The 23,139-nt window shown below is 66.4% G+C and carries 27 protein-coding genes; 15 read left to right on the forward strand and 12 right to left on the reverse strand.

Annotation, left to right across the window (positions count from 1 at the left end; all coding sequences use genetic code 11):
• Nucleotides 1–146: 146 nt before the first annotated feature.
• Complete coding sequence (locus tag ACV7JP_RS07965) at nucleotides 147–683, reverse strand: L,D-transpeptidase (RefSeq protein WP_457798692.1); 537 nt, start codon at nucleotides 681–683, stop codon at nucleotides 147–149.
• A 171-nt stretch (nucleotides 684–854) separates the two neighbouring features.
• On the opposite strand from ACV7JP_RS07965, the gene ACV7JP_RS07970 reads away from it, so the two are divergent.
• From ACV7JP_RS07970 to ACV7JP_RS07990, 5 genes are all read left to right on the forward strand, one after another.
• The gene (locus ACV7JP_RS07970) at nucleotides 855–2,117 is read left to right on the forward strand and encodes a GNAT family N-acetyltransferase (RefSeq protein ID WP_457799045.1); all 1,263 of its coding nucleotides are present in this window, start codon (nucleotides 855–857) and stop codon (nucleotides 2,115–2,117) included.
• 173 nt (nucleotides 2,118–2,290) lie between these two features.
• Nucleotides 2,291–2,575 carry an LPS translocon maturation chaperone LptM gene (gene lptM / locus ACV7JP_RS07975; protein ID WP_457798693.1) on the forward strand — a complete coding sequence of 95 codons (285 nt, stop codon included), beginning with the start codon at nucleotides 2,291–2,293 and terminating at the stop codon, nucleotides 2,573–2,575.
• Nucleotides 2,576–2,580: 5 nt separating this feature from the next.
• Nucleotides 2,581–3,846: a diaminopimelate decarboxylase gene (gene lysA / locus ACV7JP_RS07980; RefSeq protein WP_457798694.1), complete on the forward strand. Its 1,266-nt coding sequence runs from the start codon at nucleotides 2,581–2,583 to the stop codon at nucleotides 3,844–3,846.
• A 342-nt stretch (nucleotides 3,847–4,188) separates the two neighbouring features.
• Nucleotides 4,189–4,557: a type II toxin-antitoxin system RelE/ParE family toxin gene (locus tag ACV7JP_RS07985; RefSeq protein WP_457798695.1), complete on the forward strand. Its 369-nt coding sequence runs from the start codon at nucleotides 4,189–4,191 to the stop codon at nucleotides 4,555–4,557.
• On the forward strand, nucleotides 4,554–4,877 hold the full coding sequence (locus ACV7JP_RS07990; RefSeq protein WP_457798696.1) for a helix-turn-helix domain-containing protein: 324 nt from the start codon (nucleotides 4,554–4,556) through the stop codon (nucleotides 4,875–4,877). The genes ACV7JP_RS07985 and ACV7JP_RS07990 overlap by 4 nt, the downstream gene beginning before the upstream one ends.
• 13 nt (nucleotides 4,878–4,890) lie before the next feature.
• On the opposite strand, the gene ACV7JP_RS07995 is transcribed toward ACV7JP_RS07990, so the two are convergent.
• Both ACV7JP_RS07995 and pyrE read right to left on the reverse strand, forming a co-directional pair.
• Nucleotides 4,891–5,901 carry an SDR family NAD(P)-dependent oxidoreductase gene (locus tag ACV7JP_RS07995; RefSeq protein WP_457798697.1) on the reverse strand — a complete coding sequence of 337 codons (1,011 nt, stop codon included), beginning with the start codon at nucleotides 5,899–5,901 and terminating at the stop codon, nucleotides 4,891–4,893.
• Between the two features lie 187 nt (nucleotides 5,902–6,088).
• Nucleotides 6,089–6,694 carry an orotate phosphoribosyltransferase gene (pyrE, locus tag ACV7JP_RS08000; RefSeq protein ID WP_457798698.1) on the reverse strand — a complete coding sequence of 202 codons (606 nt, stop codon included), beginning with the start codon at nucleotides 6,692–6,694 and terminating at the stop codon, nucleotides 6,089–6,091.
• 358 nt (nucleotides 6,695–7,052) lie between these two features.
• Between pyrE and ACV7JP_RS08005 the strand changes: the two genes are divergently transcribed.
• On the forward strand, nucleotides 7,053–7,286 hold the full coding sequence (locus ACV7JP_RS08005; RefSeq protein WP_457798699.1) for a hypothetical protein: 234 nt from the start codon (nucleotides 7,053–7,055) through the stop codon (nucleotides 7,284–7,286).
• Here ACV7JP_RS08005 and truA read toward each other — a convergent pair.
• From truA to def, 3 genes are all read right to left on the reverse strand, one after another.
• Complete coding sequence (truA, locus tag ACV7JP_RS08010) at nucleotides 7,280–8,017, reverse strand: tRNA pseudouridine(38-40) synthase TruA (protein ID WP_457798700.1); 738 nt, start codon at nucleotides 8,015–8,017, stop codon at nucleotides 7,280–7,282. The two genes, ACV7JP_RS08005 and truA, sit on opposite strands and share 7 nt — an antisense overlap.
• 231 nt (nucleotides 8,018–8,248) lie before the next feature.
• Nucleotides 8,249–9,160 carry a methionyl-tRNA formyltransferase gene (gene fmt, locus ACV7JP_RS08015; RefSeq protein WP_457799046.1) on the reverse strand — a complete coding sequence of 304 codons (912 nt, stop codon included), beginning with the start codon at nucleotides 9,158–9,160 and terminating at the stop codon, nucleotides 8,249–8,251.
• Nucleotides 9,161–9,178: 18 nt separating this feature from the next.
• Nucleotides 9,179–9,745: a peptide deformylase gene (gene def, locus ACV7JP_RS08020; protein ID WP_457798701.1), complete on the reverse strand. Its 567-nt coding sequence runs from the start codon at nucleotides 9,743–9,745 to the stop codon at nucleotides 9,179–9,181.
• Between the two features lie 195 nt (nucleotides 9,746–9,940).
• On the opposite strand from def, the gene ACV7JP_RS08025 reads away from it, so the two are divergent.
• Nucleotides 9,941–10,501: a LemA family protein gene (locus tag ACV7JP_RS08025; RefSeq protein WP_457798702.1), complete on the forward strand. Its 561-nt coding sequence runs from the start codon at nucleotides 9,941–9,943 to the stop codon at nucleotides 10,499–10,501.
• 167 nt (nucleotides 10,502–10,668) lie between these two features.
• Nucleotides 10,669–11,796 carry a M48 family metallopeptidase gene (locus tag ACV7JP_RS08030; RefSeq protein ID WP_457798703.1) on the forward strand — a complete coding sequence of 376 codons (1,128 nt, stop codon included), beginning with the start codon at nucleotides 10,669–10,671 and terminating at the stop codon, nucleotides 11,794–11,796.
• Nucleotides 11,797–11,977: 181 nt separating this feature from the next.
• Here the strand turns inward: ACV7JP_RS08030 and ACV7JP_RS08035 are convergent, their stop codons facing one another.
• From ACV7JP_RS08035 to argH, 4 genes are read right to left on the reverse strand one after another with little or no spacing between them, the layout of a single operon-like run.
• Nucleotides 11,978–12,862 (reverse strand): alpha/beta hydrolase, encoded by an 885-nt coding sequence (locus ACV7JP_RS08035; RefSeq protein WP_457798704.1) that lies wholly within the window; start codon nucleotides 12,860–12,862, stop codon nucleotides 11,978–11,980.
• Nucleotides 12,859–13,749 (reverse strand): tetratricopeptide repeat protein, encoded by an 891-nt coding sequence (locus ACV7JP_RS08040; protein WP_457798705.1) that lies wholly within the window; start codon nucleotides 13,747–13,749, stop codon nucleotides 12,859–12,861. Before ACV7JP_RS08040 ends, ACV7JP_RS08035 begins: the two co-directional genes overlap by 4 nt.
• Nucleotides 13,746–14,354, reverse strand: coding sequence for a thiamine phosphate synthase (locus ACV7JP_RS08045; protein WP_457798706.1), 609 nt, complete (start codon nucleotides 14,352–14,354; stop codon nucleotides 13,746–13,748). Before ACV7JP_RS08045 ends, ACV7JP_RS08040 begins: the two co-directional genes overlap by 4 nt.
• The gene (gene argH, locus ACV7JP_RS08050; protein ID WP_457798707.1) at nucleotides 14,351–15,739 is read right to left on the reverse strand and encodes an argininosuccinate lyase; all 1,389 of its coding nucleotides are present in this window, start codon (nucleotides 15,737–15,739) and stop codon (nucleotides 14,351–14,353) included. The genes ACV7JP_RS08045 and argH overlap by 4 nt, the downstream gene beginning before the upstream one ends.
• A 24-nt stretch (nucleotides 15,740–15,763) precedes the next feature.
• Between argH and tlpA the strand changes: the two genes are divergently transcribed.
• Together tlpA and ACV7JP_RS08060 are read left to right on the forward strand one after the other, a co-directional pair.
• Nucleotides 15,764–16,405, forward strand: coding sequence for a thiol:disulfide interchange protein TlpA (gene tlpA / locus ACV7JP_RS08055; protein ID WP_457798708.1), 642 nt, complete (start codon nucleotides 15,764–15,766; stop codon nucleotides 16,403–16,405).
• A gap of 65 nt (nucleotides 16,406–16,470) precedes the next feature.
• Nucleotides 16,471–16,905 carry a GlcG/HbpS family heme-binding protein gene (locus ACV7JP_RS08060; protein ID WP_457798709.1) on the forward strand — a complete coding sequence of 145 codons (435 nt, stop codon included), beginning with the start codon at nucleotides 16,471–16,473 and terminating at the stop codon, nucleotides 16,903–16,905.
• Nucleotides 16,906–16,983: 78 nt separating this feature from the next.
• On the opposite strand, the gene ACV7JP_RS08065 is transcribed toward ACV7JP_RS08060, so the two are convergent.
• Entirely contained in the window at nucleotides 16,984–17,430 is a 447-nt protein-coding gene (locus tag ACV7JP_RS08065) for a hypothetical protein (protein ID WP_457798710.1), read from the reverse strand.
• A gap of 208 nt (nucleotides 17,431–17,638) precedes the next feature.
• Between ACV7JP_RS08065 and ACV7JP_RS08070 the strand changes: the two genes are divergently transcribed.
• Nucleotides 17,639–18,124 (forward strand): redoxin family protein, encoded by a 486-nt coding sequence (locus tag ACV7JP_RS08070; protein WP_457798711.1) that lies wholly within the window; start codon nucleotides 17,639–17,641, stop codon nucleotides 18,122–18,124.
• Between the two features lie 80 nt (nucleotides 18,125–18,204).
• Here ACV7JP_RS08070 and ACV7JP_RS08075 read toward each other — a convergent pair whose 3' ends face one another.
• A complete protein-coding gene (locus ACV7JP_RS08075) occupies nucleotides 18,205–18,462 on the reverse strand; it encodes a DUF1289 domain-containing protein (RefSeq protein ID WP_457798712.1) in 258 nt (85 codons plus the stop codon).
• Nucleotides 18,463–18,516: 54 nt separating this feature from the next.
• Here ACV7JP_RS08075 and ACV7JP_RS08080 point away from each other — a divergent pair, with 54 nt between their 5' ends.
• From ACV7JP_RS08080 to ACV7JP_RS08095, 4 genes are all read left to right on the forward strand, one after another.
• The gene (locus ACV7JP_RS08080; protein WP_457798713.1) at nucleotides 18,517–18,819 is read left to right on the forward strand and encodes a hypothetical protein; all 303 of its coding nucleotides are present in this window, start codon (nucleotides 18,517–18,519) and stop codon (nucleotides 18,817–18,819) included.
• Nucleotides 18,816–20,390, forward strand: a complete 1,575-nt coding sequence (locus ACV7JP_RS08085) for a RecQ family ATP-dependent DNA helicase (RefSeq protein ID WP_457798714.1) — start codon at nucleotides 18,816–18,818, stop codon at nucleotides 20,388–20,390. The genes ACV7JP_RS08080 and ACV7JP_RS08085 overlap by 4 nt, the downstream gene beginning before the upstream one ends.
• A 161-nt stretch (nucleotides 20,391–20,551) precedes the next feature.
• Entirely contained in the window at nucleotides 20,552–22,054 is a 1,503-nt protein-coding gene (locus tag ACV7JP_RS08090) for a pyridoxal phosphate-dependent decarboxylase family protein (protein ID WP_457798715.1), read from the forward strand.
• A 131-nt stretch (nucleotides 22,055–22,185) separates the two neighbouring features.
• Complete coding sequence (locus ACV7JP_RS08095) at nucleotides 22,186–23,103, forward strand: hypothetical protein (protein ID WP_457798716.1); 918 nt, start codon at nucleotides 22,186–22,188, stop codon at nucleotides 23,101–23,103.
• Nucleotides 23,104–23,139: the final 36 nt, after the last annotated feature.

The raw sequence follows: 23,139 nt of genomic DNA on the forward strand, positions 1-23,139 counted from the left end.
TTGCTCTCGTCTCGGCTGTCCGCAATTACACAAATTCTAGGGATAGCCGTTAAGCCCGGGCGCGGCAAATGCGCAGCCGCACATTAGCCTTGATTCTTCCGGGACTGTTGCGAAGTCGCAACGTTTCGCCCGGAATAGGCGCAAAATCAGAAGTATCGGTACGTCTGATCCGGCGCGTATTCCGGATATGCCGGCTCGCTGGGCCGCGCGCGCCGCGCCGGGCGGATGCGCTCAACCCCCGCCGGCTCGTCCCGGAAGCCGCGCCCGTGGGTCTCGCCGACGATCTCGATCGTCGCGCCGCCGTGCCGCTCCACCCATTCGAAGAGCCTCTGGGCGTTGCCGACGGAGAGGCGGACGCAGCCATGGGAGCGCGGACTGCCGAGGCCGCGCTCGAAACTGCCGTGAATCGCGAGGCCCCGCGGCGAGAAGAAGATCGCATAGGGCATCGGCGCCTGCTCATATTCGTCGGAATGGTGGTCCACCTCCATCCGCATGACCGAATAGCGCCCGGTCGGCGTCTCATAGCCTCGCCGGCCGCTGGAGATTTTCCACATCACCGTCTCGCCGCCATTGGTGGCCGTGAGGCGCTGCTTGGACAGGTCGATCGAGATGCGGACCGTCGCCTGGGCCGAGGCCGATGCGAGAAGGCCGGCCGCGACGAGGAGAAGCCGGAGCGTGTTCATGGCAAGACCTAAACATGGCGCGCCGCCCCCGTAAAGCGAGAGGCGGCGCCAGGGTTGACGGAGCGGCGCCGGCTTTGAACCGGCTCCCGTGAACGGGGGAAAGACGCGGGCAAGCGTCCCGAATTTCTCCCTGGCAGGTTCAAATTGGCACAGGAGAGGGGATTGTCGAAGATGGTCGCGCCGTTCCTGAACATGAAAGGCGTCGCTCTCGCCATGGCGGAACTCGGATTGGGCGACGGCCGCGCGAGCGGCCGCCATACGCCGCGCCTGGTGGCGGGCGTCGATTTCGAAGCGGCCAAGGCCGGCCTTGAGGCCGGGGAATTTTCCATCGAGCAGCTCGACGCCGCCCAGGCCGACTGGGCCGATCTCGCCGCCCGCGCGCTGGAGCCCAACGCCTTCTACGAGCCGGGCTTCGCTCTTTCGGCGGCGCGCCACTTCCCCGTAAGCGAGCGGCCCCGCTTCATCGTGGTGACGAACGGATTTGGCCGGATGATGGGGCTGTTCCCGATCATGACCGCCGCTCCGCTGATCGGCGACGGCCTGACCCGCATGTGGCTCCATAAGCAGGCGGCGCTGGCGACGCCCCTCGTCGACCGCGACCTGGCCTCCGAGACCATCCAGGCCTTCCTCGAATGGATGGAGGCGCACGGCAAATCGGCCGGCGTCGTCTTTTCGCGCATGCCGGCCGACGGCCGCTTCCGGCTGGCGCTGGAGCGCGCCGCGGCGGCGGGCGCCCGCAAGGCGCGGATTCTGGAGTCCTATCAGCGCGCCGCGCTGCTGCCCGGCGGCGACGCGGACGAGCTTTGCGCGCGGGCGGGCTCCAAGAAGAAGCTCGCCGACATGCGGCGGCAGGCGCGCCGCCTGCGCGAGATGGGCCGGCTGACCTTCGAATCGCACGAGACGCCGGAAGAGATTCGGGTCGCCGCGGAGGAGTTCATGGCGCTCGAAGCCTCGGGCTGGAAGGCCGGGCGCGGCGCCTTCCTTTCCGAGCCCGCGCTCGCCACCTTCCTGCGCAGCGCGACCCGCATGCTCGCGCGCGAGAATCGTTGCAGGATCCAGTCTCTGCGCCTCGACGGCCGGCCCATCGCCATGGCGATCGTGCTGGAGAGCCAGGGCCGCAGCTATTGCTGGAAGATCGCCTTCGACGAATCGATGCGCTCCCAGGCGCCCGGCGTCCAGCTCGTCTATGAGCAGACCAAGGCGCATCTGGAGCGGGGAGACCTCGAATACGTCGATAGCTGCGCCATCGCCAACCATCCGATGATCGACAAGCTCTGGCCCGATCGCATCGGCGTCTGCGATCTCGCCGTCTCGCTGCGCGCGCGCCGCGAGGGCGACTTCCTTGCGAGCTGCCGCCGCGATCAGACGCGCCGCCAGATCCGCGAGGTCGCCAAGCGCGCCGCGAACCGCCTGCTGAGGCGCAAGGCGAGCTGACGCGGGCGATCGGGCGAAGCCAAGCGTCGGCCCCCGGCGAGTCGGCGCGGCGCTCTCGCCTTTTCGAGCCGGATCGGTATATTGCCGGCGTTCTCGCCTCGCGCGATTCCTGGAGCGTATTCGTAAAGTCCGTCGACTTTTACGTCAGGCGCTCCAAACGCCGGACCCGCCCCGTGACGTTTCGCCGATCCAGCCTGCCGATCCTCCTCGCGCTCGCCGTCGCCGCGAGCCTTTCCGCCTGCGGGCGACGCGGCCCGCTGGAGTTGCCGCCGGAGGTCCAGGCGCGCGGCGAGGCGCTGAAGGCCGAACAGGCGGCCGCCCAGGCCAAAGCGGGGCGCAACGCGCCGGCGCCCGCGCCCGGCGGGGCGCGGCCCGAGCCGCCCGCGCCGCCGATTCCCGGCACGATCGGCAACCGGCCGCCCGAGCAATATCCCTTCCCTCTCGACCCGCTGCTTTAAAAGCGATGCGCCATTTCGACTATCGCAGCGGCGCGCTTTTCGCCGAAGAGGTCGCCCTGTCCGACATCGCCGGCGCGGTCGGAACGCCCTTCTACTGCTATTCCGCGGCGACGATCCGCCGCCATTTCCGCGTCTTCTCGGAAGCCTTCGCCGGCCTCGACGCCCTCGTCTGCTATGCGATGAAGGCCAATTCCAATCAGGCCGTGCTGCGCCTTCTCGCCAAGGAGGGGGCGGGCATGGACGTGGTTTCGGGCGGCGAGCTCGCCCGCGCGCTGGCCGCCGGCGCGCCGGGGTCGAAGATCACCTTCTCCGGCGTCGGCAAGACGGAGGAGGAAATCGCCGCGGCGCTCGACGCCGGCATTTTTTGCTTCAATGTGGAATCCGAGCCGGAGCTCGGCGCCATTTCCCGCGTGGCCTCGGCCAAAGGCGTGACGGCGCCGGTGTCGCTGCGCGTGAATCCGGACGTCGACGCCCGCACGCATAAGAAGATTTCGACCGGCAAGGCCGAGAATAAATTCGGCGTGCCGCTCTCCCACGCCCGCGAGGTCTATGCCCGCGCCGCGAAGCTGCCGGGGATCGAGGTCGCGGGCGCCGACATGCATATCGGCTCGCAGCTCACCGATCTCGAACCCTTCGACGAGGCTTTCACGCTGCTCGCCGAGCTGGTGCGCGAGCTGCGCGCCGACGGCCATCGCATTTCCCATGTCGATCTCGGCGGGGGATTGGGCATTCCCTATCATGAGGGCGACGATCCGCAGTCCTACCATCCCGAACGCTACGCCGAGATCGTGCGGAAGCATTTCGGCGGGCTCGGATGCAAGCTCGTCTTCGAGCCCGGCCGCCTCATCGTCGGCAATGCGGGCGTGCTCGTCACGCGCGTCATTTACGTAAAGCAGGGCGAGGCCAAGACCTTCGTCATCGTCGACGCCGGCATGAACGATCTCGTTCGCCCGACGCTCTACGACGCGCATCACGATATCCTTCCCGTTCGCGAATCGAAGGACCGCGCGGAGATCGTCGCCGATGTCGTCGGCCCGGTCTGCGAGACCGGCGACTATCTCGCGCTGGAGCGCAAAATGCCGGAAGCGAGACCCGGCGAGCTTCTGGCCGTGCTGACGGCGGGCGCCTATGGCGCCGTGCAGGCGGGCACCTACAACACCCGCCCGCTGATCCCTGAAGTGCTGGTCGACGGCGTCCGCTACGCCGTGATCCGCCCGCGCCCGAGCGTCGCGGAGCTTATTGCGATGGACCGCGCGCCGGACTGGATTTGAAGGCGTCGATCCAGTCTTCGAAGTAGAGAACAAGCGCCCGCTGCGCTGAGCTGCGCCGCCATTCCTTATCATAGGCATGGCGCATCGAGCGGCTGGTCGGCCACGGCCGCGACATCGGAACAACGCGGTCCGAATATGCCGAAATAAATTATCGCCAAGCGAACCGGCGCAATCTTGGAATCAATCGATTACCCGGCGAGCCATGGTCTTGCGGTGTAATAGGGATTATTATATATTGGTTGCATGTCAGGAGGAACTTCCTCTGACCGCCATCACCTAAACGGAGCCTAAACTTGAACCCTTACAGTCCGAGATTGCGCGGATTTAGCGCAAGGAGCATAGATGAAAATCCACATTCCGAAGTCGTTCTGGCGCGACGCGAGCCGAGAAGAAGTTACTGAAGAAAACTGCAAGGAAGCAATAAGGCGGGCCGAGTCCGGCCTAATAGACGCCGATCTTGGCGGGCGCCTGATCAAGCAACGAATTCCAAGGAGCAACCAGGGCGCATCAAGAGGATTGCGCTCGGTGATCTTCTACAAAAGAGGGAATGTCGCGGTTTTCCTGCACATTTTCCCCAAGAGCGGCAAAGCCAATCTGACGCAATCGGAACTGGCGGCTTATCTGAAGCTTGCCCAAACCTTGGAAAAGCTGACCAAAACTCAGCTTGAGGAACTGGGCGCCAAGAAAGGTTGGAGGGAGATAGAAATATGACGCAGACGAAGCGCTATCGGAGCGGCGCGCTCCGGTCGCTTCATGAAGTTGCGGCGGATCTCCACGAGATAGGCGCGATCGATAAAGCCACAATGCGGGATTTCGATCTGAGCTGCCTGACGCCCGTGGAGCCTCTGCAACCCGAAGCGATCAAACGCATCCGCGAGAAATCGCATATGAGCCAAGCTACCTTTGCACTGGCGTTGAACGTAACCAAGGTTCTCGTCAGCAAATGGGAGCGCGGCGAAGTGCGCCCGAGCGGTCCTTCCCTCAAACTCCTGTCGCTTGCGGATCGCAAAGGAATCGAAGCCATTTTATGACGAAGAACGAGGCCTATAGCCGCAACGGCCCGTTCTTCACACGATAATCGCGATACCAAGCGACGAGCGCCTTCACCCCCTCTTCAACGGAAGTCTGCGGCCGGTAGCCCGTGAGCCGTTCCAGAAGATCGGCGGAGGCGAAGGTGCGGGGCACGTCGCCCTTCTGCATGTCGAGATAGTTGCGCACCGCCTTCTTGCCGACCGCCGCCTCCAGCGCGTCGATGAAGTCGAGCAGAGGGACCGGCGCGCCACGGCCGATATTGACGATGCGATAGGGCGCCTGAGGCGAGACCGACTCGTCGCCGCCGTCTCGCGCGGGAGCGCATTCCATCAGCCGCGCGATCGCCTCGACGAGGTCGTCGATATAGGTGAAGTCGCGCAGCATGTTTCCGTGATTATAGATGTCGATCGTCCGGCCGCTTTCGATCGCGTCCAGGAATTTCAGGGGGGCCATGTCCGGCCGTCCCCAGGGGCCGTAGACGGTGAAGAAGCGGAACATGGTGGTGGGGATCGACCATAGATGCGCGTAAGAATGCGCCATGGCCTCGCCCGCTTTCTTGCTCGCGGCGTAGAGCGTCAGAGGATGGTCGGTGCGATCGGTCTCGTAGAAGGGCACGGTCGGATTCGCGCCATAGACCGAGCTCGTCGAGGCGATGAGAAGATGGCGCGGCTTAAGCGTGCGCGCGATCTCCAAGACGTTGAAGGTCCCGACGAGATTGGCCTCGACATAGGCGCGCGGATTTTCGAGGCTGTAGCGCACGCCCGCCTGGGCGGCGAGGTGGATGACGATGTCGGGCGCGCATTGCTCGGCGGCCTCGGTCAAGGCCTGCACGTCTTCGAGCATGGCGACCGTGTCGCGATAGCCGTTGCTGCGCCGCAAGATCTCCCGCCGCGCCTCCTTCAGCCGGGGATCGTAATAGGGCGTCATGCCGTCGAAGCCGTCGACCATATGGCCTTGCGCCAGAAGGCGCCGCGCGAGGTGAAAGCCGATGAAGCCCGCGGCGCCGGTGATGAAAACGCGCATGAGTCGCCTTGAATGTCAGTCGCCTTGAATCGCGTCCGAGGCGCCGCGCGGCCGTCTTGGGCGTTCGGCGCCATGATGCGCGACGGCGCGAATGCATGAAGCCCGTCTGCAAGCCTCGCCATTTCGCGAAGCGGAGCCGCGTCTGTATTTGCCGAAGCCTTCGCGTAGCCGCCTGACGGACAGGCTATCAGATAGTGAAGTCTTCCCTTCGAAAGATCGAAACCAGCTCGACGCCGCGCTGCGCTAGCGTTTCAGCCGCGCCTTCCTGGCGATCCACGATCACCAGAGCCTTGCGAACGTAGCAAGACGGATATTCGGCGTTCATCCCTTCGATAGCCTTCAGGATCGAGCCGCCGGATGTTGCGACGTCGTCGATCATCAGCACTTGCCCGCCGGCTTTGACGTGGCCGTCAATCCGCTCCCTGGCGCCGTGCTCTTTCGGTTCCTTCCGGACGAAGAAAGCGTCTTTGGCGGAGTCTTTCAGGAAGCTCATAACCGAAACAGCGGAGACCAACGGAATCGCGCCGACAGCGAGGCCGCCAATGCAATCAATGCCCTGCTTGTTCATATAGTCGACGATGATGTCCCCGAGGAGCTTCGCTCCCTCGGGAAGCATCGTGGTTTGGCGCAACTGGAACAGGTATTTGCTGGACCGGCCGGAGGCGAGAATGAAATCGCCGCGCTTAAGAGAGTGGCGATCGATAAGAGAATGGAGGCGTTCCCAACGAGGATCGGACGTCTCAATGACACGATCGGCGCCCGTCGGCGTCTGTGCTGTGGCGAGAATTGTCATAGCTCCTCCCTCGGGCGCTTTTGCCGTTCAGAATAACACAACGCCCGCCACAGGCGTCAGAAAATGGGGTGAATCGCGGGGGCGTCCGAGCGACGCGCGCTCCTTTGAGCGCCCCCCATAACCTTTAGTGATCTATTTTTTCAAGCGCGAAATTGCGAAGCCTTAGCACAGGCGCCGTTGTCGCCAGAACGCGCGCTCGTTCATCTTTGCGGCGGCGCAGCCTTGTTCGTGGCCATTGCGCCACGAAATAATCGCAGCCTCGCCAAGCGCGAGGCCCAACATCTCCTTGGTCCTTTGGCCTCATTGCCTCGGGCGGCCGATTCGAATCGGCGCGGGGGCTTCGATCAGAGGGGATTTCATGATTCAGAATCGAAGCTGCGTGAACGGCATTCTCGCCGCCGTGCTCTCCGCGAGCATTGTTCCGACCCATGGCGCGCTCGCGAAGGAGAAGGCGCCCGCGCCCCACAAGACCGCCGCCAAGAAGACGGACCATCCGGCCGCGCATAAGGTCGACAAGCCGGAAGCCCCGAAGGACGAGGCAGCGAAGCCGGAGGCGAGCGGAGCCGGCGCGCCCGCGACCGTGACTCAATAGTCGACGGCGACGAGATAGAGACCGTGCGGCGGCGCGACCTGCCCGCAGCGCGCGCGGTCTCTTGCCGCGAGGGCTTCCGCAAGATCGTCGGCGGTCCATTTGCCAGTCCCGACATGTTCGAGCGAACCGGCCATGGACCGCACCTGATTATGCAGGAAGGAGCGAGCGCAAGCGACGATCTCGATGCGGTCGCCCTCGCGGCGCACATCCAGCCTTTCGAGCGTGCGGACCGGCGAATTGGCCTGGCATTCGGAGGCGCGAAAGGTCGTGAAATCGTGACGGCCGACGAGACGCTGCGCCGCCTCGCGCATGGCGCCCGCATCGAGCGGACGCTTCACATGCCAGGCGCGCCCCAACGTCACGGTGAGCGGCGCGCGGCGATTTTCGATGACATAGCGATAATGGCGGCGGATCGCGGAGAAGCGCGCCTCGAAATCCTGTGCGACGGCGCGGGCGCCGACGATCGCGACCGGGTCGGGCTTCAAATGCGCGTTGAGCGCGTCGCGCAGGCGATCCGGTCGCCAGTCGCGGACGAGATCGACATGGGCGACCTGCCCCAGCGCATGCACGCCCGCATCGGTGCGCCCGGCGCCGTGGATGACGGCGCGTTCGCCATTGATAGCGCGGACGGCTTCCTCCAGCCGCTGCTGCACCGACACGCCATTGGCCTGCCGCTGCCAGCCGACAAAGGGACCGCCGTCATATTCGATGGTGAGCGCATAGCGGGGCATGTCAAAGCGCGGGCCGCTGGGCGAGGTCCGGGAACAGGCGCCGCCCCCCACCCCTGCCCCTCCCCGCCACTTCGTGGGGGGAGGGAAGATGCGGCGCCGTTCGGGATAACCGGGAAACAACAGAAGCGGTCCTGGGCGTGAGCCGCCTCCCTCCCCCCACGGAGTGGCGGGGAGGGATTAAGGGTGGGGGGCGCCTCAGCATGAACGGCGCTGCGGTCTGAACGCCCGCCCTCATTCCAGCACGGCGCCCTTGGCGAGCTTGCGTCCGCGCAAAAACTCCTCGATCCCCATTTCTCCCTTGCCGGCGCGCTGGACGCGAAGAAGCCGCAGCGCGCCCTCGCCGCAGGCGACGAGGCCGGCGTCGTCGAGAACCGTTCCCGGCGCGCCTTCGCCCGCTTCGACCCTCGTGCGCAGAACCTTCACGCGCTCGGCGCCATGGCCGAGATCGCCCTCGAAAAAGGCGCCGGGAAAGGGCGCGAGGCCACGCACATGATCGTGCAGCGCCTGCGCGGGCCGCCGCCAGTCGATGCGCGCTTCGGCCTTGTCGATCTTGGCGGCGTAGCAGGCGCCTTCTTCGGACTGCGGCGTGAAATGCAGTTCGCCCTTCGCGAGAAGATCGAGCGCGTCCGCCATCAGCGGCGCGCCCAGCTCCGCGAGCCTGTCATGCAGCTCGCCGGCCGTCATATCCGGGCCGATGGGCGCTCTGGCGGAGAGCGCGACGGGACCGGTGTCGAGCCCGGCGTCCATCTTCATCACCTCGACGCCGCTCTCCTTGTCGCCCGCCATGATGGCGCGCTGGATCGGCGCCGCGCCGCGCCAGCGCGGCAGGAGCGAGCCGTGGAGATTGAGGCAGCCATATCTGGGCGCGTCGAGAATGGGCGGCGGCAGCAAAAGCCCATAGGCCGCGACCACCGCGACATCGGCCTTCAGCGCCCTGAAAGCCTCCTGCTCCTGCGCGTTGCGCAGGCTTTTCGGCGTGCGCACGGAGAGCCCCTGGGCCTCCGCGAACTGGTGGACGCTGGATTTCTTTTCCGACATGCCGCGCCCGGCCGGACGCGGCGGCTGGGTATAGACGGCCGCGACCTCATGGCCGCGGGCGCATAGCTCTCTCAGCAGCGCCGTCGCGAAGTCCGGCGTGCCCATGAAAATCAGGCGCAAATGTCAGGCCTCGGCTTCTTCCGCCTGGCGGACGGCCTCGGCGCGGCGCTGCGCGGCGATCCCGTCCATCCGCGCGGCTTTGGCGAATTTCTTCACGACCCTTTCGCGCTTCAGCCGCGAGAGATTGTCGATGAAGAGCCCGCCTTCGAGATGCTCCAGCTCATGCTGCACGACCGTGGCGAGCAGGCCGACCGCGTCGAGCTCCCTGGTCTCGCCATTGCGGTCGAGATGGCGCACCTTCACCATCGCCGGGCGTTTCACGTCGTCGAAATAATCCGGCACCGAGAGGCAGCCCTCATTGTAGGTGGAAAGCTCCTCCGAAGCCCAGACGATCTCGGGATTGATGAGAAAGAGCGGATTGCGCTCCTCCTCCGTCTTGCCGATGTCGACGACGACGATACGTTTCGGCACCGCAACCTGAATGGCGGCCAGCCCGATGCCGGGCGCCTCGTACATCGTCTCCAGCATGTCGTCGAGAAGCTGCTGGATCTCGGCGTCGATGCGCGCCACGGGCTGCGACACCTTGCGCAGGCGCGGATCGGGAAGGGTGATGATCGGCAGAAGAGCCATCGCTGTTTCTTGTCGGTTTCGTCGCGTTTCGCGACCGTCGAGCATTGTCTCAAGAGATAGGCGCGAGCGGCTTCAACGTCAAATGGAACCGCCTTTGCCTCGCGCGGTCCGGCCGTTAACATGGCTCGCCCGGCCGGCGCGGCGCCGCGACGGGCGAGCGGCGCCGAAGGCGCATGAACAAGAGAGGGATCGGGCATGGCGCTTCTCGTCTTTTTGGGCCTCGCGGCCGTGGTCGGCTTCTGGCTCGTCGGCGTCTATAACGGGCTCGTCAATCTGCGGCAGCGCGCCAGGCAGGCCTTTTCGGACATCAATGTCCAGCTCAAGCAGCGCCACGATCTCATTCCCAATCTCGTCGAGACGGTGAAGGGCTACGCCACCCATGAGCGGACGACGCTCGAGGACGTGGTCAAGGCGCGCAACGCCGCCGTCGCCGCCGCCGGACCGAACGCCCAGGGCGCTGCGGAAAATGCGCTGACCGGCGCGCTCTCCCGCCTCATCGCCCTCTCCGAGGCCTATCCCGAGCTGAAGGCGAACCAGAATTTCCAGCAGCTTCAGGCGGAGCTCTCGGACATAGAGAACAAGATTTCCGCCGCGCGGCGCTTCCTGAACAATACGGTGGCCGAATATAACGCCATGCGCGAAGGCTTCCCGGGCTTTCTGATCGCCGATCGCTTCGGCTTCCAGCCGATCGAATATTTCGAGCTCGGGGAAACGGAGCAGAAGGCGGTCGAAGCGCCGCCGAAGGTGCAGTTTTAACCATCGGCCAGCCCCGTCATTGCGAGGAGCGTATGGCGAAGTCGGGTATAACCGACTTCAAAAAAATGCGACGAAGCAATCCAGGGGCGATGGCGGCGCGCTGGATTGCTTCGCTTCGCTCGCAATGACGGCGGCGGCGATCTGGCTGGCCTCTCGCGGGAACGTCCATGTTCAAAGCCTACGGCCTCTACAGCCATATCCGCGCCAACCGGCTGCGCTCGGCCTTTCTGCTCGCGGGCTTCGTCGCGCTGCTGCTGGCGCTGATGTTTTCCTTCGCCTTGCTCGTCGAGGCCTTCGACGCGCCGCCTGGCGCGCCCTTCGACTGGATCGTCGCGCGGGCCTTGAGGGACCTCCAGCGCGGCTGGCCGATCGGCGTCGCCGCGGCGGGGGCCTGGTTCGCGATCGCCTATCTCTTCCATCAGAGGATGATCGATTTCGCGACCGGCGCGCGCGCCGTCTCCCGCGCCGAGTCGCCGCGCCTCTATAATCTCCTTGAAAATCTCTGCATCTCGCGCGGCGTCCCGATCCCGGCCCTGCAGATCATCGAGAGCGACGCGCTCAACGCCTACGCCTCGGGGCTGAGGGAGGGACGATATAAGATCGCCGTCACGCGCGGCCTGCTCATGGAGCTGACCGACGCGGAAATCGAGGCGGTGCTCGCTCATGAGCTGACCCATATCCGCAACCGCGACGTCCAGATGATGGTGATCGCGGTGATCTTCGCGGGCATATTCGCTTTTGCGGCGGACCTCACGATCCGGCGCTGGGACTTCCCCTTCGGCTTCTCGCCCCATCGTCCGCCGAGCCGGTCGGACAACAGGCGCGAAAACGGCGCCGGCCTCGCCATCCTCGTCGCGCTGCTCATCATCGCGCTGAGCTGGGGCGCCTCGGTGCTGATCCGCTTCGCGCTGTCGCGCTCGCGCGAATATCTTGCCGACGCCGGCTCGGTGGAACTGACCAAGAATCCCGACGCCATGATCTCGGCGCTGCGCAAGATCGAGGCGCATTCCGTCATCCCCGACATGCCGTCGCGCATGCACGCCTTCTTCATCGAGAGCCCGGCGCGGGCGCAGGAATCCGGCTGGCTCGCCACGCATCCTTCCGTCGACGAGCGGGTGCGGGCGCTGATCGAATTCGCGGGCGGGCGGGACGCCGCGATCGTCCATCGGGAGCAGGCCAAGATCGAGGAACAGCCGCCGGAGTCGATCGAGCCGCCGGCCGAAGGCGAAGCCTCCTTCCTGCCGCCGGATGGAAGTCACCCGCTCGATCCTCCGCGCCGCGGGCCTTGGGGTTAGGCTGAGACAATCACATGAACGCCGGCCTCTCCATAGAGGGCTATGGGAGTCACGCATCTCCAGCCGTCATGGCCAACGCGGTCATGGCCGGGACAAGCCCGGCCATGACCGCGTTGGCTGTCGAGATGTGTGCATGCGGTAGGCCCCAGCCATCCCGGATGGTCGTTCACTTTCTTCGGGGTTAAGCCGAAACCTTCAGGCGCTCCTTCAAAAAAGCGATCGCTTTCGCGCGCGACTCCCGCGCCTCGGGGAGGAACCCCATCATCTGCCAGCCATGCGGGACGTCGGGCCACATCTCGATTTCCGCCTCGACCCCCGCCGCCCGCGCCTTCTCGACCAGCCTTGTCGAATCATCGCGCAAGGCTTCGTGCATCCCTGTATGTATGATGAGCGGCGGCAAGCCCGCTAGGTCGGCGTAGACGGGCGAGGCGAGCGGATTTTTTGCGCTCGTACGGCCGAGAAAGGCGCGGGCGCCGATATAGATGGCGCTGCGGGTGAAGAAGGCGTCGCGCGCTTCGTTCTCCCGCGCCGAGGCGCCGGCGACGGCCATGTCGGTCCAGGGAGAGAAGAGCGCGGCGGCGGCCGGCGGGCGCAGCCTTGCGTCGCGCGCCCGGACCATCAGCGAGACGGCGAGACCGCCGCCCGCCGAATCCCCGGCGATGACGACCGGCCCCGGTATAGCGGCGACAAGCGCCTCATAGGCGCGAAAGACGTCGTCGAGCGCCGCCGGAAAGACATGCTCGGGCGCGAGACGATAGGCCGGGGCGAAGACGTCGAAGCCCGCTCGCGCGAAGCCGCGCGCGGCGAAACGGAACAGGCGAGGCGAGCCGACGACGAAGCCGCCGCCATGCAGATAGAAGAGCGTCGCCACGGGCGCGCCCTCGGCCGGCGTCCATTCGCCGGGAACGTTTGGCGCGAAGGGCGCCTTTTGCTGCGCAAAAAACGGATCGAGCCGGCGCTGCGCGGCGGCGGCCCGGGAGACGAGCTTTTCGAGCCTCGGCTTGACGAAGCGGCGCAGGAGCCGGACGGTTCCCCGCGCCGCGCAACTCCCTTGCGTCGCGGTCATTTTGCGGGAGCGGATTTCGGCTGCGCGGGGGCGTTGGAGAGGAAGTCGAGCGACGGGTCGCTGAGCCCCGCCGCCTTGGCCCTGTCGCGCCATTCCTTCGCGGCCTTGAGGTCAACTTCGACGCCGAGCCCCTCGGCGTAGAGATGGGAGAGACGGTTCTGCGCCACGGCGTTGCCCTTGAGCGCCGCCTTGCGCAGCAAATCGACGGCGGCCGCCTTGTCGCGATCGACGCCCACGCCGTTGAACTGCATGATGGCGTATTCGACCATGGCGGGCCCGAGGCCGGCGTCCGAAGCGCGCTTGAACCATTCGGCCGCGGCGCGATCGTCCTTCGCGACCCCCTTGCCCGTCTTGTAGAGCACGCCGATCGCATAATCGGCGTCGGGATTCCCGGCCGCCGAGGCGCGCTTGAAGAAGCCAATGGCTCTCTCGAAATCCGGATCCCGGCCCTCATTCTCGAGCGCCAGCTCGCCAAGGAGATGCAGCGCCGCCGCATTTTCCTGCGCGCCGGCCTTTTCGAGATAGGCGCGCGCCCTGGCGCGGTCCTTGGGAATGTCGATCCCTTCGAGCGAGGCGACGCCGTAGAGATAGGCGGCCTCGGCGCCGCCCGCGTCGGCGCCGCGGCGGAACCAATCCATCGCCGCCTTCATGTCGCGCTTGACGCCGTCGCCCTCGAGATAGAGCCGGCCGATCAGGGTCAGCGCGGCCGCGTCCTTCGGATTGGCGTCGACGCGCTTCCTCGCCTCGGCCATCGCGGCGCGGTAGTCGCCGCGCTGATAGGCGCCATAGGCGAGATCGCGCGCGGAGGCGGCGATATCGGCCGGCGTCGCGAAAGCGGGCGCGGCGGCCGCGAGGAAAAGAAACGGCGCGACGAGACGGCGCGTCATGCCTGCGCTCCTTCAAGAATTTTCAGCGCCTCCGCGGCCGCGACGGCGGGCCCGCGCGGATCGGCCCAGACAGCGTCGTCGAGCATCACGAAATCCGCGCCCGCCTCGGCGAGCGGCGCCACATCGGCGAGCCGCGCCGCGCGGGCGACGCAGGGCGTGTTGAAGAGCTCCGCCCACCAGGCGACGCGCTCGGCGAGGGCTTCCAGCTCGTCGTCCTCGAAGAGCACGTAATCGGCCCCGGCCTCGCCCGCCCACATGGCGTCGTCGCGCAGCGCCAGCCCCCCCGCGCCGACGATATATTTGGGCGAGAGCTTCTGGACGGCCTCGGCCAGCGCCTCTCCGGCCCCCAAGATATGCGCGCCGTCCGCCTTGGCGCGCAGCGCGACGGTGACGGAGCCCTCGACCAGAACCGCGACGCCCTTGTCCTGCGCGGCGGGCGCGAGGAGGCGGACGATCTCTTCCTGCTTGCGCGGATCGCCGACGGCGAAACGGATGAGGAGCGAGGCGACGTCCCCCGCCGAGAGCGCGCTCGTCAAAGCGGGCAGGAATTCGCGGGCGTCCGCCAGCGGCGGGGTCGCGAGATAAAGGCGCGCCGCTTCGCTCATTCCTTGTCCTTCAGGCGATCGAGCCAGCTTTGCGCCTGCCTGCGCACATTTTCCGGCGCCGTCCCGCCGAAGCTCACGCGGCTTTCGACGGATTTCTCGACGCCGAGCACCGCGAAGACATCCTTGGATATACGCGGCTCTACGCTCTGCAGATCGGCAAGCGTGAGGTCTTCGAGCTCCAGGCCCTTGCCCTCGGCCAGCGCCACGACGCGGCCGGTGACGTGATGCGCCTCGCGGAAGGGCAGGTTCAGCTTGCGCACCAGCCAGTCGGCGAGGTCGGTCGCCGTGGCGAAGCCGGCGCCGGCGGCCGCCTTCATGCGTTCGCGGTTCACTTTCATGTCCCGAACCATGCCGGCCATGGCGGCGATGCAGAGGGAGAGCGAATCGAGCGAGTCGAAGGCGCCTTCCTTGTCCTCCTGCATATCCTTGGAATAAGCGAGCGGCAGGCCCTTCATCACGATGAGCAGCGCCTGCAGCGCGCCGATGATGCGGCCCGATTTGCCGCGCACCAGCTCCGCCGCGTCCGGATTGCGCTTCTGCGGCATGATGGAGGAGCCGGTGGTGAATTTGTCCGAGAGCGAGACGAAATTGAACTGCGGCGTCGTCCACAGGACGATTTCTTCCGCGAAGCGCGACAAATGGGTGGCGCAGATGGCGGCGGCCGAAAGCGTCTCCAGCACGAAGTCGCGATCGGAGACGCTGTCGAGCGAATTGGCGGTCGGCCGGTCGAAATCCAGCGCCTTCGCCGTCATATGGCGGTCGATCGGAAAGGATGTGCCGGCGAGCGCGGCCGCGCCGAGCGGGCATTCGTTGAGGCGGGCGCGGGCGTCGCGCAAGCGCCCCCGGTCGCGGCCGATCATCTCGACATAGGCGAGCAGGTGGTGGCCGAGCGTGACGGGCTGCGCGGATTGCAAATGGGTGAAGCCCGGCATGACGCTGCCGGCTTCTTCCATGGCGCGCTTGGCGAGCGCGAGCTGCAGATCCGCGAGCTGCGCGTCCAGCGCGTCGATCTCGTCGCGTATATACAGACGGAAATCCGTGGCCACCTGATCGTTGCGCGAGCGCGCCGTGTGCAGGCGCCCGGCGGCGGGGCCGATCAATTCGGCGAGCCGCGCCTCGGCGTTCATATGGATGTCCTCGAGCGCCCGGGAGAAGACGAACTCGCCCCGCTCGATCTCCCCGGCGATACGCGTCAATCCATCGATGATCCTGGCCGCGTCCTCCCGCGAGACGACGCCCTGCCCGGCCAGCATGGCGATATGGGCGAGCGAGCCGCGAATGTCCTGGGGCCCCAGACGCTTGTCAAAATCGATGGAGACGTTGATAGCCTCCAGAACCGCATCGGTTGCGCTCTGGAAGCGCCCGCCCCATATCTTGCTCGTCATTTTCCGCCTCGGAGCCTGCGCCTGATGAAAAAGCCCGCCGCCTTTCCGCGTAGCCTCGCGACCTTTGTTCTTGCGGCGGCCGGCGCCGGGTTTCTATACGCGGGCGGGCCGAGCGTAAAGGAAGCCCGCGCCGAGGACTGCGCGGGGGCGGCGAAAATCGCCGAGGCCGTGAAGGACATGGCCAAGGGCGAGGTCGCCGCGATGAGCATTTCGGGGAAGCCCGACAAGCTCGCCGATTTCGCCTTCAGCGATCCGGAAGGAAAATCCGTCGCGCTTTCCTCCTTCAAGGGCAAGACCGTGCTGCTCAATGTCTGGGCCACCTGGTGCGCGCCCTGCCGCGCCGAAATGCCGGAGCTCGACAAGCTTCAGGCGGAGCTCGGCTCCGACAAATTCCAGGTCGTGGTCGTGAACATCGACACCTCCCGCCCCGAACGGCCGAAGAAGTTCTTCGAGGAGACGGGCGTCAAGGCCCTCACGCTTTATTCGGACCCCAAGGCCAATATCTTCTACGAGCTGAAACAGGCCGGGAAGGCGTTGGGCCTGCCGGTCACCATGCTGATCGACCCCGAGGGATGCCAGGTGGGGCTCATGAACGGCCCGGCCGCCTGGCGTTCGGCGGACGCCGTGGCGCTGGTGACGAAGGCGGCGGAGGCGGCCTCAAAATAGCGCCGCGACGCCCTATCTCTTCTCATGCGGCCTTGGCCTTCGCCGGGCGCAAGAGGAGCGGTTTCATGCATGTCACGATCGATCAGGCCGAGCAGGCCATCGCCGCCGCGCGCCGGAAAGCGACCGAGCTCGGCACGCAGATGTGCATCGCCGTCGTCGATTCCGGCGGCGTGCTCAAGGCCTTTCACCGCATGGACGACGCCTGGGTGGGCAGCATCGACATTTCCATGAAGAAGGCGAAGACGGCCGTCTTCTTCGGCATGCCGACGGGCGAGATCGGCAAGCTCTCCCAGCCCGGCGGCCCGCTCTACGGCATCGAGCATTCGAATGAGGGACTCATCACCTTCCCCGGCGGCCTGCCCATCGTCGACAAGGACGGCGTCATGATCGGGGCCGTCGGCGTCAGCGGCTCGTCCGTCGAGAATGATCACGCCGTGGCCCAGGCCGGCGTCGCGACGCTCGGCGTCGGCGAGCTGCCGGCGCATCCCTGGCGGACGTGAGCGCGGCGGCCGGACGGGGGGCCGCCTCGTCGCGTCTTTCCGCGATTGGGCTAACCGCCCAATCGCGCCGTGATCCGTTTATCTGTGCTTCTTCTTCTTGCCGTGCGCGGGAGCCGGCTCGGCGGGCTTGGGGGCCTCCTGGGCGGGAGCCGCCGCGGCGGGCGTGGCTGAGGCGGCCGGGTCGGGGGCCGGCGCGGGCGGCGCGGCCTCGCTCTTCTGGGCGGGCGCCTCGGCGGTCGGCGGCGTTTCCGGCAGGGTCGGCCCCGAGGCCGGCTTCGTCGTGAAAAGCCAGGTCAGGCCGGCGATGACGATCACCGCCGCCGCAAGGCCGAGACCGATCAGGCTCGAATTCCTCGCCGGGACGGGCGCGTCAGCCTCAGGCGCGCCAAGCGGTTCGGCCGACGGCGCGGCCACCTCTTCGGCGGGCGCTTCGGCGGCCGGCGGCTCCGCCGGCTGCACGCCGCGATACTGGCTCCAGACCCAAGCGGCCGGGGGCTGCCCTTCCGGTCCTTCCGTATTGGCCATTTCCTGATTCTCCCGAGAAGCGCGCGCTCTCCGTCGAGCTGCGGCGGAAGATATGTTGCATCGCATCGCCCCCGCTCACAAGCGCCCTGCGCCGCGGCGGGAGGCGGCCGACGGCGGCAAGGCCCGGAAAGCGGAGTCTTCACGGAAGACAAGCGGCGAAAACGCGCTAAGTAAGGGTGGCTTCACCCCTGCACAAGCGAGACAGCGCATGACCATCAAAGCTGGCGACAAAATTCCCGACGTCACCGTCACCATCATGGGCAAGAACGGCCCCGAGCCCATCAAGACCTCCGATTATTTCAAAGGCCGTAAAATCGCTCTTTTCTCGGTGCCCGGCGCCTTCACGCCGACCTGCCACGCCAAGCATCTGCCGGGCTTCGTCGCGCATTACGACGCGCTGAAAGCCAAGGGCGTCGACGCCGTGGCGGTTACGGCGGTGAACGACGTCTTCACGCTCGACGCCTGGCTCAAGGATCGCGGCGCGGCGGGCAAGATCGACGGTCTCGCGGATGGCTCGGCGGCGCTCGCAAAGGCCATGGGCGTCGAGCTGGACCTCAATCAATTCGGCCTCGGCCTGCGCGGCAAGCGCTATTCGGCGGTCGTGAAGGACGGCGTCGTCGATTGGATCAATATCGAGGAGAATTCCAGCGTTACGACCGTCTCCAGCGCAGAATCGACGCTGGAGAGGCTGTGATCGAGATTTACGGGGGCGCTCCTTGGAGCTGAAGGCGCCCGCCTCGGTCCCGGGCTTGCCCGGGATCGACATTGGGCGCCTCAGGCCTTCGCCGCCGAAGGTTTCTTCGCGCCGCGCAGGGCGTCGAGGCGCGCCTCGGCCCGCCGAACGACCTGCTTTTTCTCGGCGTCCGAAAGCTGCGTCCAGCTTCCGATCTCCTCGCGCGAGCGGCCGCAGCCGACGCAGACATGGTTCGCGTTGAGCGTGCAGATCTTGTTGCAAGGACTTGGGATCATCGAGGCCTCTCGCGCATTGGGCGGCAATTGGCCGAGACGGCCCGCGCCTGTCAATCCGCGCATGGCGCGGCGCCGGCGGCCGCGCCATAATGGCCGAGCAAATTGCGGGCTTGCGCCATGACCCTTTCGCTTGAATCCTTTCTCGCCTCCGTCGACCGGGAGGACGCGTCTCCGGCCGACCCCGCCCTGCGGGCGCTCTGGTTCGACGCGCGGGGCGACTGGGACCAGGCGCATAGATGCGTCGATCGATCGGCCGACGCCGACGCCATGTGGGTCCATGCTTTTCTCCACCGCAAGGAAGGCGACCAATGGAACGCCGGCTACTGGTATCGCCGCGCCGGGCGGCCGCCTCATCCGGGCGCTCTGGCCGAGGAATGGCGCGAGATCGCCGCCGCTCTCCTTGAAAAAGGCCGTGCATGAGCGGGCGGGCGGGCGTCGACGCGCGCGAATTGCTGCGCAGCATTTTCGGCTTTTCGGCTTTTCTGCCCGGGCAGCGGGAGGTGATCGAGGCGCTGCTCGCGGGCCGCGACGCGCTCGCGGTCATGCCGACGGGCTCCGGAAAATCGCTGCTCTATCAGCTGCCGGCGGCGGCGGGGCCGGGCCTTGTCGTCGTCGCCTCGCCGCTCATCGCCCTCATGCGCGACCAGTTGCGGGCGCTCCAAGACAAGGGCCTGCCCGCCGTCGCCCTGCATTCCGCGCAGGACGACGCCGAAGCGCTCGCCGCCTATGACGCCGTCTCGACCGGGCGCGCGCGGCTTCTCTATGCGGCGCCGGAGCGTCTGGCGACGGAAGGGACGCAGAATTTGCTGCGCAGGAGCCGCGTGACGCTCTTCGCGGTGGACGAGGCCCATTGCGTTTCGCATTGGGGCCATGAATTCCGCCCCGACTATCGGGGTCTCGGCGAGATCGCGCGCAAGCTCGGCGCGCCGGTGCTCGCCGTCACCGCCACGGCGGGACCGCGCACGCGCGACGATGTCCGCCGCAGCCTTTTTGCGCGGGAGCCGGATGTTTTCATTCGTTCTTTTGCGCGGCCCAACCTCGCCCTCTCCTTCCGGCGCAAGCGCGCGGGGTTGCGGCGGATCGTCGATTTCATCGGGCGCGGAGGACAAAGCGGGATCGTCTATTGCGGCTCCCGGCGGACGGCCGATCTGCTCGCCGTGAATCTCGCGCGGCTGGGGCTCGACGCGCTGCCCTATCACGCCGGTCTCGACGCCTATGCGCGCAGCGCCCATCAGGACGCTTTTTTTGCGCGCAAGGGGGTCGTGATGGTCGCGACCGTCGCCTTCGGCATGGGCGTCGACAAGCCAGACGTGCGTTTCGTCGTCCATGCCGATCTGCCGAACTCGATCGAAGGCTATTATCAGGAGATCGGCCGCGCGGGCCGCGACGGCGCGCCGGCCCGCGCCCTCGCTCTATTCGATCCGCGCGAATTGGCGCTGCGCTGGCGGACGCCCGAGATCGCAGCGGAGAATGAGGCCGCTGCGGGCGATTACGCCCGCCGCAAGGCCATGGCCCGGCTCTGCGTGACCCCGGCGTGCCGCGCCCGGACCCTGCTCGCGGAGTTCGGCGAGGAGAGCGCGCCTTGCGGCAAATGCGATCACTGCCGCGGCGGCCCGCTCGCCTGGCCGCGCCGGGCGTGGGCGGCGGCGATGGGATGGCGCGTGGCGGCGGAGAGCCGGCTGGCTCATATTGCGGCCGGCGGAATGGAGGAAACGCCGCCGGAGCCCGCAGCGCCGCCGGAGCCGGTTTTCGAGACGGCCCCCGCGCCGGCGCGGGCGCTCACCGTCGCGCAGGCCAGGCTGCTGCGGGCGTTCGAAGCCGAGCGGTTGCGGATCGCGCGGCGGCTCCGCATTCCCCCGCGCGCCGTCGCGGCGGATGCGGCGCTTCACGCCCTCGCGGCCTCGCCGCCGGATCGCCTCGACGATCCGCTTTTCGCCGAGCTCCGCGAGCCGGCCGCATTTTTGGCTTTGATCAGATCGGAGGGCTCGTGAGCCCGTTTCGCGGACGCGGTCCCCTGACCGCAAGCGGCGCGATCTCACGCATGGTTGCGCAGAGCGGGGAAAAGCGGCTATTTGGCTTCGCCGTTGAATAGGCCGGGAGACGCGCGGCGCATGCCCTTTCAGACCGCCTTTGCGCCTGCGAGCGCCGCTCAATGACCAAGCCGGTCGATCTCGACCCCGAGGATTGGGACGCTTTCCGCGCCGAGAGCCACCGCGCGCTCGATTCCATGATCGACTATCTGCGGGATTTGCGGGCGCGCCCCGTCTGGATTCCGCCGAGCGAGGAGGCCAAGGCGCGCTTCGACCGCGACCTGCCGGCCGAGGGGCGCGACCTTTCGGCCGTGCTTGAGGATTTCGACCGCTATATCAAGCCTTTCGCGACCGGCAACGTCCATCCCATGTTCATGGGCTGGGTGCAGGGCGCGGGCACGCCGGTCGGCATGGTCGCGGAAATGCTCGCCGCCGGCATGAACTCCAATTGCGGCGGGCGCAATCACATCGCGATCGACGTGGAGCGCCAGATCGCCAAATGGATGGCGCAGGCCTTCGGCTTTCCCGGCGACGCCTCCGGAATCTTCGTCACCGGCGCGTCCATGGCGAATTTCCTGTCGCTCCTGGTCGCGCGCGACCAGGCCTATGGCGACAAGGATGTGCGGCTCAACGGCCTCTGCGCGCGGGAGGGCCAGCTCATCGCCTACGCCTCGCGCGAGGCGCATAATTGCGTGCGGCAGGCCATGGAGCTCGCCGGGCTCGGCGCGCGGCATTTGCGGCTCATCCCTTCCGACGACAAGCGCCGGGTGAAGATCAGCGCCCTGCGCCACGCCATCTCGGCCGACCGCGCGGCGGGCTTCAGGCCGTTCCTCGTCGTGGGCACGGCGGGGACGGTGGATACGGGGGCGGTCGATCCGCTGGACCGGCTCGCCGACGTCGCCCACACCGAGGATATGTGGTTCCATGTCGACGGCGCCTTCGGGGCGCTCGCGGCGCTCTCGCCCCAGTTGAAGCCGCTGGTGAAGGGGCTGGAGCGGGCGGACTCGATCGCCTTCGACTTCCACAAATGGATGCACGTTCCTTACGACGCCGGCTTCTTCCTGGTCCGCGACCCCAAGGCGCATAAGCGCGCTTTCGCGGCCAACGCCGCCTATCTCTCCCGCGCCCCGCGCGGGCTCGCGGCGGGCGACACCTGGCCCTGCGATCTCGGCCCCGACCTTTCGCGCGGCTTCCGCGCGCTCAAGGCCTGGATCACCATCGAGACCTTCGGCGCGCGGAAGCTTGCGGCGTGCATCGAGCAATGCTGCCGCATGGCCAAGCGGCTCGAGGCGTGGATCGGGAAATCCGACAGCTTCGTCATGCGCGCGCCGGTCGCGCTCAACATCGTCTGCTTCGGCGTGAAAGGCGATGCGGACGGCTCGCTCGCCCGCGAAATCGTCATGGAGCTGCACGAACGCGGCGAGGCCGCGCCCTCGCTGACCATCCTCGACGGCGTCCCCGCCATCCGCGCGGCGATCATCAATCACCGGACGCATGAGGAAGATATCGACGCATTTACCGGGTTTCTGGACGCGGCGCTCCGGCGCGCCAGAAAGGAGCCGCATGATTTCGGCGCGCTGGTCGAGCCGCATGGGCCGGGGAAGACGCGATTGTCGGAGGATTGAGGTCGGCCGCGGCTTACCAAAAAGTTAATGCTTGTTGCGAAAACGTGACAGACAAATCGCGCGAGTCATGAGAGCGTAGCTATTATTGTTAGTGGCGTTTTGCGTTCTATTTTTCTCACTCGGGCGAAGTTATGATGCGAAATATTTTGAAATGCGGGATGGTTTTTTCCGTGCTCGGCGCCCTGAGCGCATGCGGCACCTATACGCCGGACATCATGGAAGCATGGGGCCAAAAAGGCGACGAGCAAATTATCGTCAATTCGATTGCGCAACGCATTCGCTGCGAGATAAGCGAGGCGGTCAATACCGTTCTGGACGACGATCTCAGAGACGCACGCCAGTTCAAAGGCCAGACCCGCCTTCTCGAATGGTTGGAAAAGTGGGGCGCGCAAGTGACGCTCACTTTGAGCATTGACGAAAAGACCAATGTCAATCCAGGCGTGGTGTTCAATACGCCGATGATCGGCGCGAAGACGTGGTTCCCGGCGGGAATATCCGTGCCGGCAAGTCAATTCTATACGCTCGGCCTCGGCGGAAAATTCAACTCCACGGCGTCGCGGATCGACAAGATCAACTGGTTCTACACGGTCGCCGAACTGCGCAAAGATCGCGCTTGCACGATGGACCCGATCCCGGGGAGCTATCTGATCGTCGACAGCGATTTGAAGCTGAAGGACTGGCTCCGCGCAGCCGTCACGCCCAGTCAGACGGACTTAGTCACGTTCCCTACCGACCCCAACAAGAAGGACGTGATCTCACATCAGGTTAAGTTCGTCATAGAGACTGGCGGCGACATAACGCCGACCTGGAGGCTCGTCCGCATAACCGCAAATGGCGCCGGCTCGTTCTTCGGCGCAACCCGCTCACGCACTCAAGATTTGACGATTACTCTCGGGCCGACCAAAGGCGAACCGGTTCCCGTCAAACAGGTGGCGGGCAAGACGGTCGTCAAGGAAATGCTCGTGCCGACGACGGCTGCGCAAAACGCGCATCTCGCTTCTCAGATCGGTTTATCGGTCGCCAATAATCTCCTCAATATTTCCCCGTAATCCCGCTTTTTCAAAGGGAGCGTGACCAATGACCAC

The organism is Methylocystis sp. S23 (genome assembly GCF_054106005.1).

What these genes read in the sequence shown, in the direction of transcription:
- ACV7JP_RS07965 (WP_457798692.1), bottom strand. Translation starts at nt 683, where the DNA reads ATGAACACGCTCCGGCTTCTCCTCGTCGCGGCCGGCCTTCTCGCATCG.
- ACV7JP_RS07970 (WP_457799045.1), top strand. Translation starts at nt 855, where the DNA reads ATGGTCGCGCCGTTCCTGAACATGAAAGGCGTCGCTCTCGCCATGGCG.
- lysA (WP_457798694.1), top strand. Translation starts at nt 2,581, where the DNA reads ATGCGCCATTTCGACTATCGCAGCGGCGCGCTTTTCGCCGAAGAGGTC.
- ACV7JP_RS07985 (WP_457798695.1), top strand. Translation starts at nt 4,189, where the DNA reads ATGAAAATCCACATTCCGAAGTCGTTCTGGCGCGACGCGAGCCGAGAA.
- ACV7JP_RS07990 (WP_457798696.1), top strand. Translation starts at nt 4,554, where the DNA reads ATGACGCAGACGAAGCGCTATCGGAGCGGCGCGCTCCGGTCGCTTCAT.
- ACV7JP_RS07995 (WP_457798697.1), bottom strand. Translation starts at nt 5,901, where the DNA reads ATGCGCGTTTTCATCACCGGCGCCGCGGGCTTCATCGGCTTTCACCTC.
- pyrE (WP_457798698.1), bottom strand. Translation starts at nt 6,694, where the DNA reads ATGACAATTCTCGCCACAGCACAGACGCCGACGGGCGCCGATCGTGTC.
- ACV7JP_RS08005 (WP_457798699.1), top strand. Translation starts at nt 7,053, where the DNA reads ATGATTCAGAATCGAAGCTGCGTGAACGGCATTCTCGCCGCCGTGCTC.
- truA (WP_457798700.1), bottom strand. Translation starts at nt 8,017, where the DNA reads ATGCCCCGCTATGCGCTCACCATCGAATATGACGGCGGTCCCTTTGTC.
- fmt (WP_457799046.1), bottom strand. Translation starts at nt 9,160, where the DNA reads ATGGGCACGCCGGACTTCGCGACGGCGCTGCTGAGAGAGCTATGCGCC.
- def (WP_457798701.1), bottom strand. Translation starts at nt 9,745, where the DNA reads ATGGCTCTTCTGCCGATCATCACCCTTCCCGATCCGCGCCTGCGCAAG.
- ACV7JP_RS08025 (WP_457798702.1), top strand. Translation starts at nt 9,941, where the DNA reads ATGGCGCTTCTCGTCTTTTTGGGCCTCGCGGCCGTGGTCGGCTTCTGG.
- ACV7JP_RS08030 (WP_457798703.1), top strand. Translation starts at nt 10,669, where the DNA reads ATGTTCAAAGCCTACGGCCTCTACAGCCATATCCGCGCCAACCGGCTG.
- ACV7JP_RS08035 (WP_457798704.1), bottom strand. Translation starts at nt 12,862, where the DNA reads ATGACCGCGACGCAAGGGAGTTGCGCGGCGCGGGGAACCGTCCGGCTC.
- ACV7JP_RS08040 (WP_457798705.1), bottom strand. Translation starts at nt 13,749, where the DNA reads ATGACGCGCCGTCTCGTCGCGCCGTTTCTTTTCCTCGCGGCCGCCGCG.
- ACV7JP_RS08045 (WP_457798706.1), bottom strand. Translation starts at nt 14,354, where the DNA reads ATGAGCGAAGCGGCGCGCCTTTATCTCGCGACCCCGCCGCTGGCGGAC.
- argH (WP_457798707.1), bottom strand. Translation starts at nt 15,739, where the DNA reads ATGACGAGCAAGATATGGGGCGGGCGCTTCCAGAGCGCAACCGATGCG.
- tlpA (WP_457798708.1), top strand. Translation starts at nt 15,764, where the DNA reads ATGAAAAAGCCCGCCGCCTTTCCGCGTAGCCTCGCGACCTTTGTTCTT.
- ACV7JP_RS08060 (WP_457798709.1), top strand. Translation starts at nt 16,471, where the DNA reads ATGCATGTCACGATCGATCAGGCCGAGCAGGCCATCGCCGCCGCGCGC.
- ACV7JP_RS08065 (WP_457798710.1), bottom strand. Translation starts at nt 17,430, where the DNA reads ATGGCCAATACGGAAGGACCGGAAGGGCAGCCCCCGGCCGCTTGGGTC.
- ACV7JP_RS08070 (WP_457798711.1), top strand. Translation starts at nt 17,639, where the DNA reads ATGACCATCAAAGCTGGCGACAAAATTCCCGACGTCACCGTCACCATC.
- ACV7JP_RS08075 (WP_457798712.1), bottom strand. Translation starts at nt 18,462, where the DNA reads ATGCGCGGATTGACAGGCGCGGGCCGTCTCGGCCAATTGCCGCCCAAT.
- ACV7JP_RS08080 (WP_457798713.1), top strand. Translation starts at nt 18,517, where the DNA reads ATGACCCTTTCGCTTGAATCCTTTCTCGCCTCCGTCGACCGGGAGGAC.
- ACV7JP_RS08085 (WP_457798714.1), top strand. Translation starts at nt 18,816, where the DNA reads ATGAGCGGGCGGGCGGGCGTCGACGCGCGCGAATTGCTGCGCAGCATT.
- ACV7JP_RS08090 (WP_457798715.1), top strand. Translation starts at nt 20,552, where the DNA reads ATGACCAAGCCGGTCGATCTCGACCCCGAGGATTGGGACGCTTTCCGC.
- ACV7JP_RS08095 (WP_457798716.1), top strand. Translation starts at nt 22,186, where the DNA reads ATGATGCGAAATATTTTGAAATGCGGGATGGTTTTTTCCGTGCTCGGC.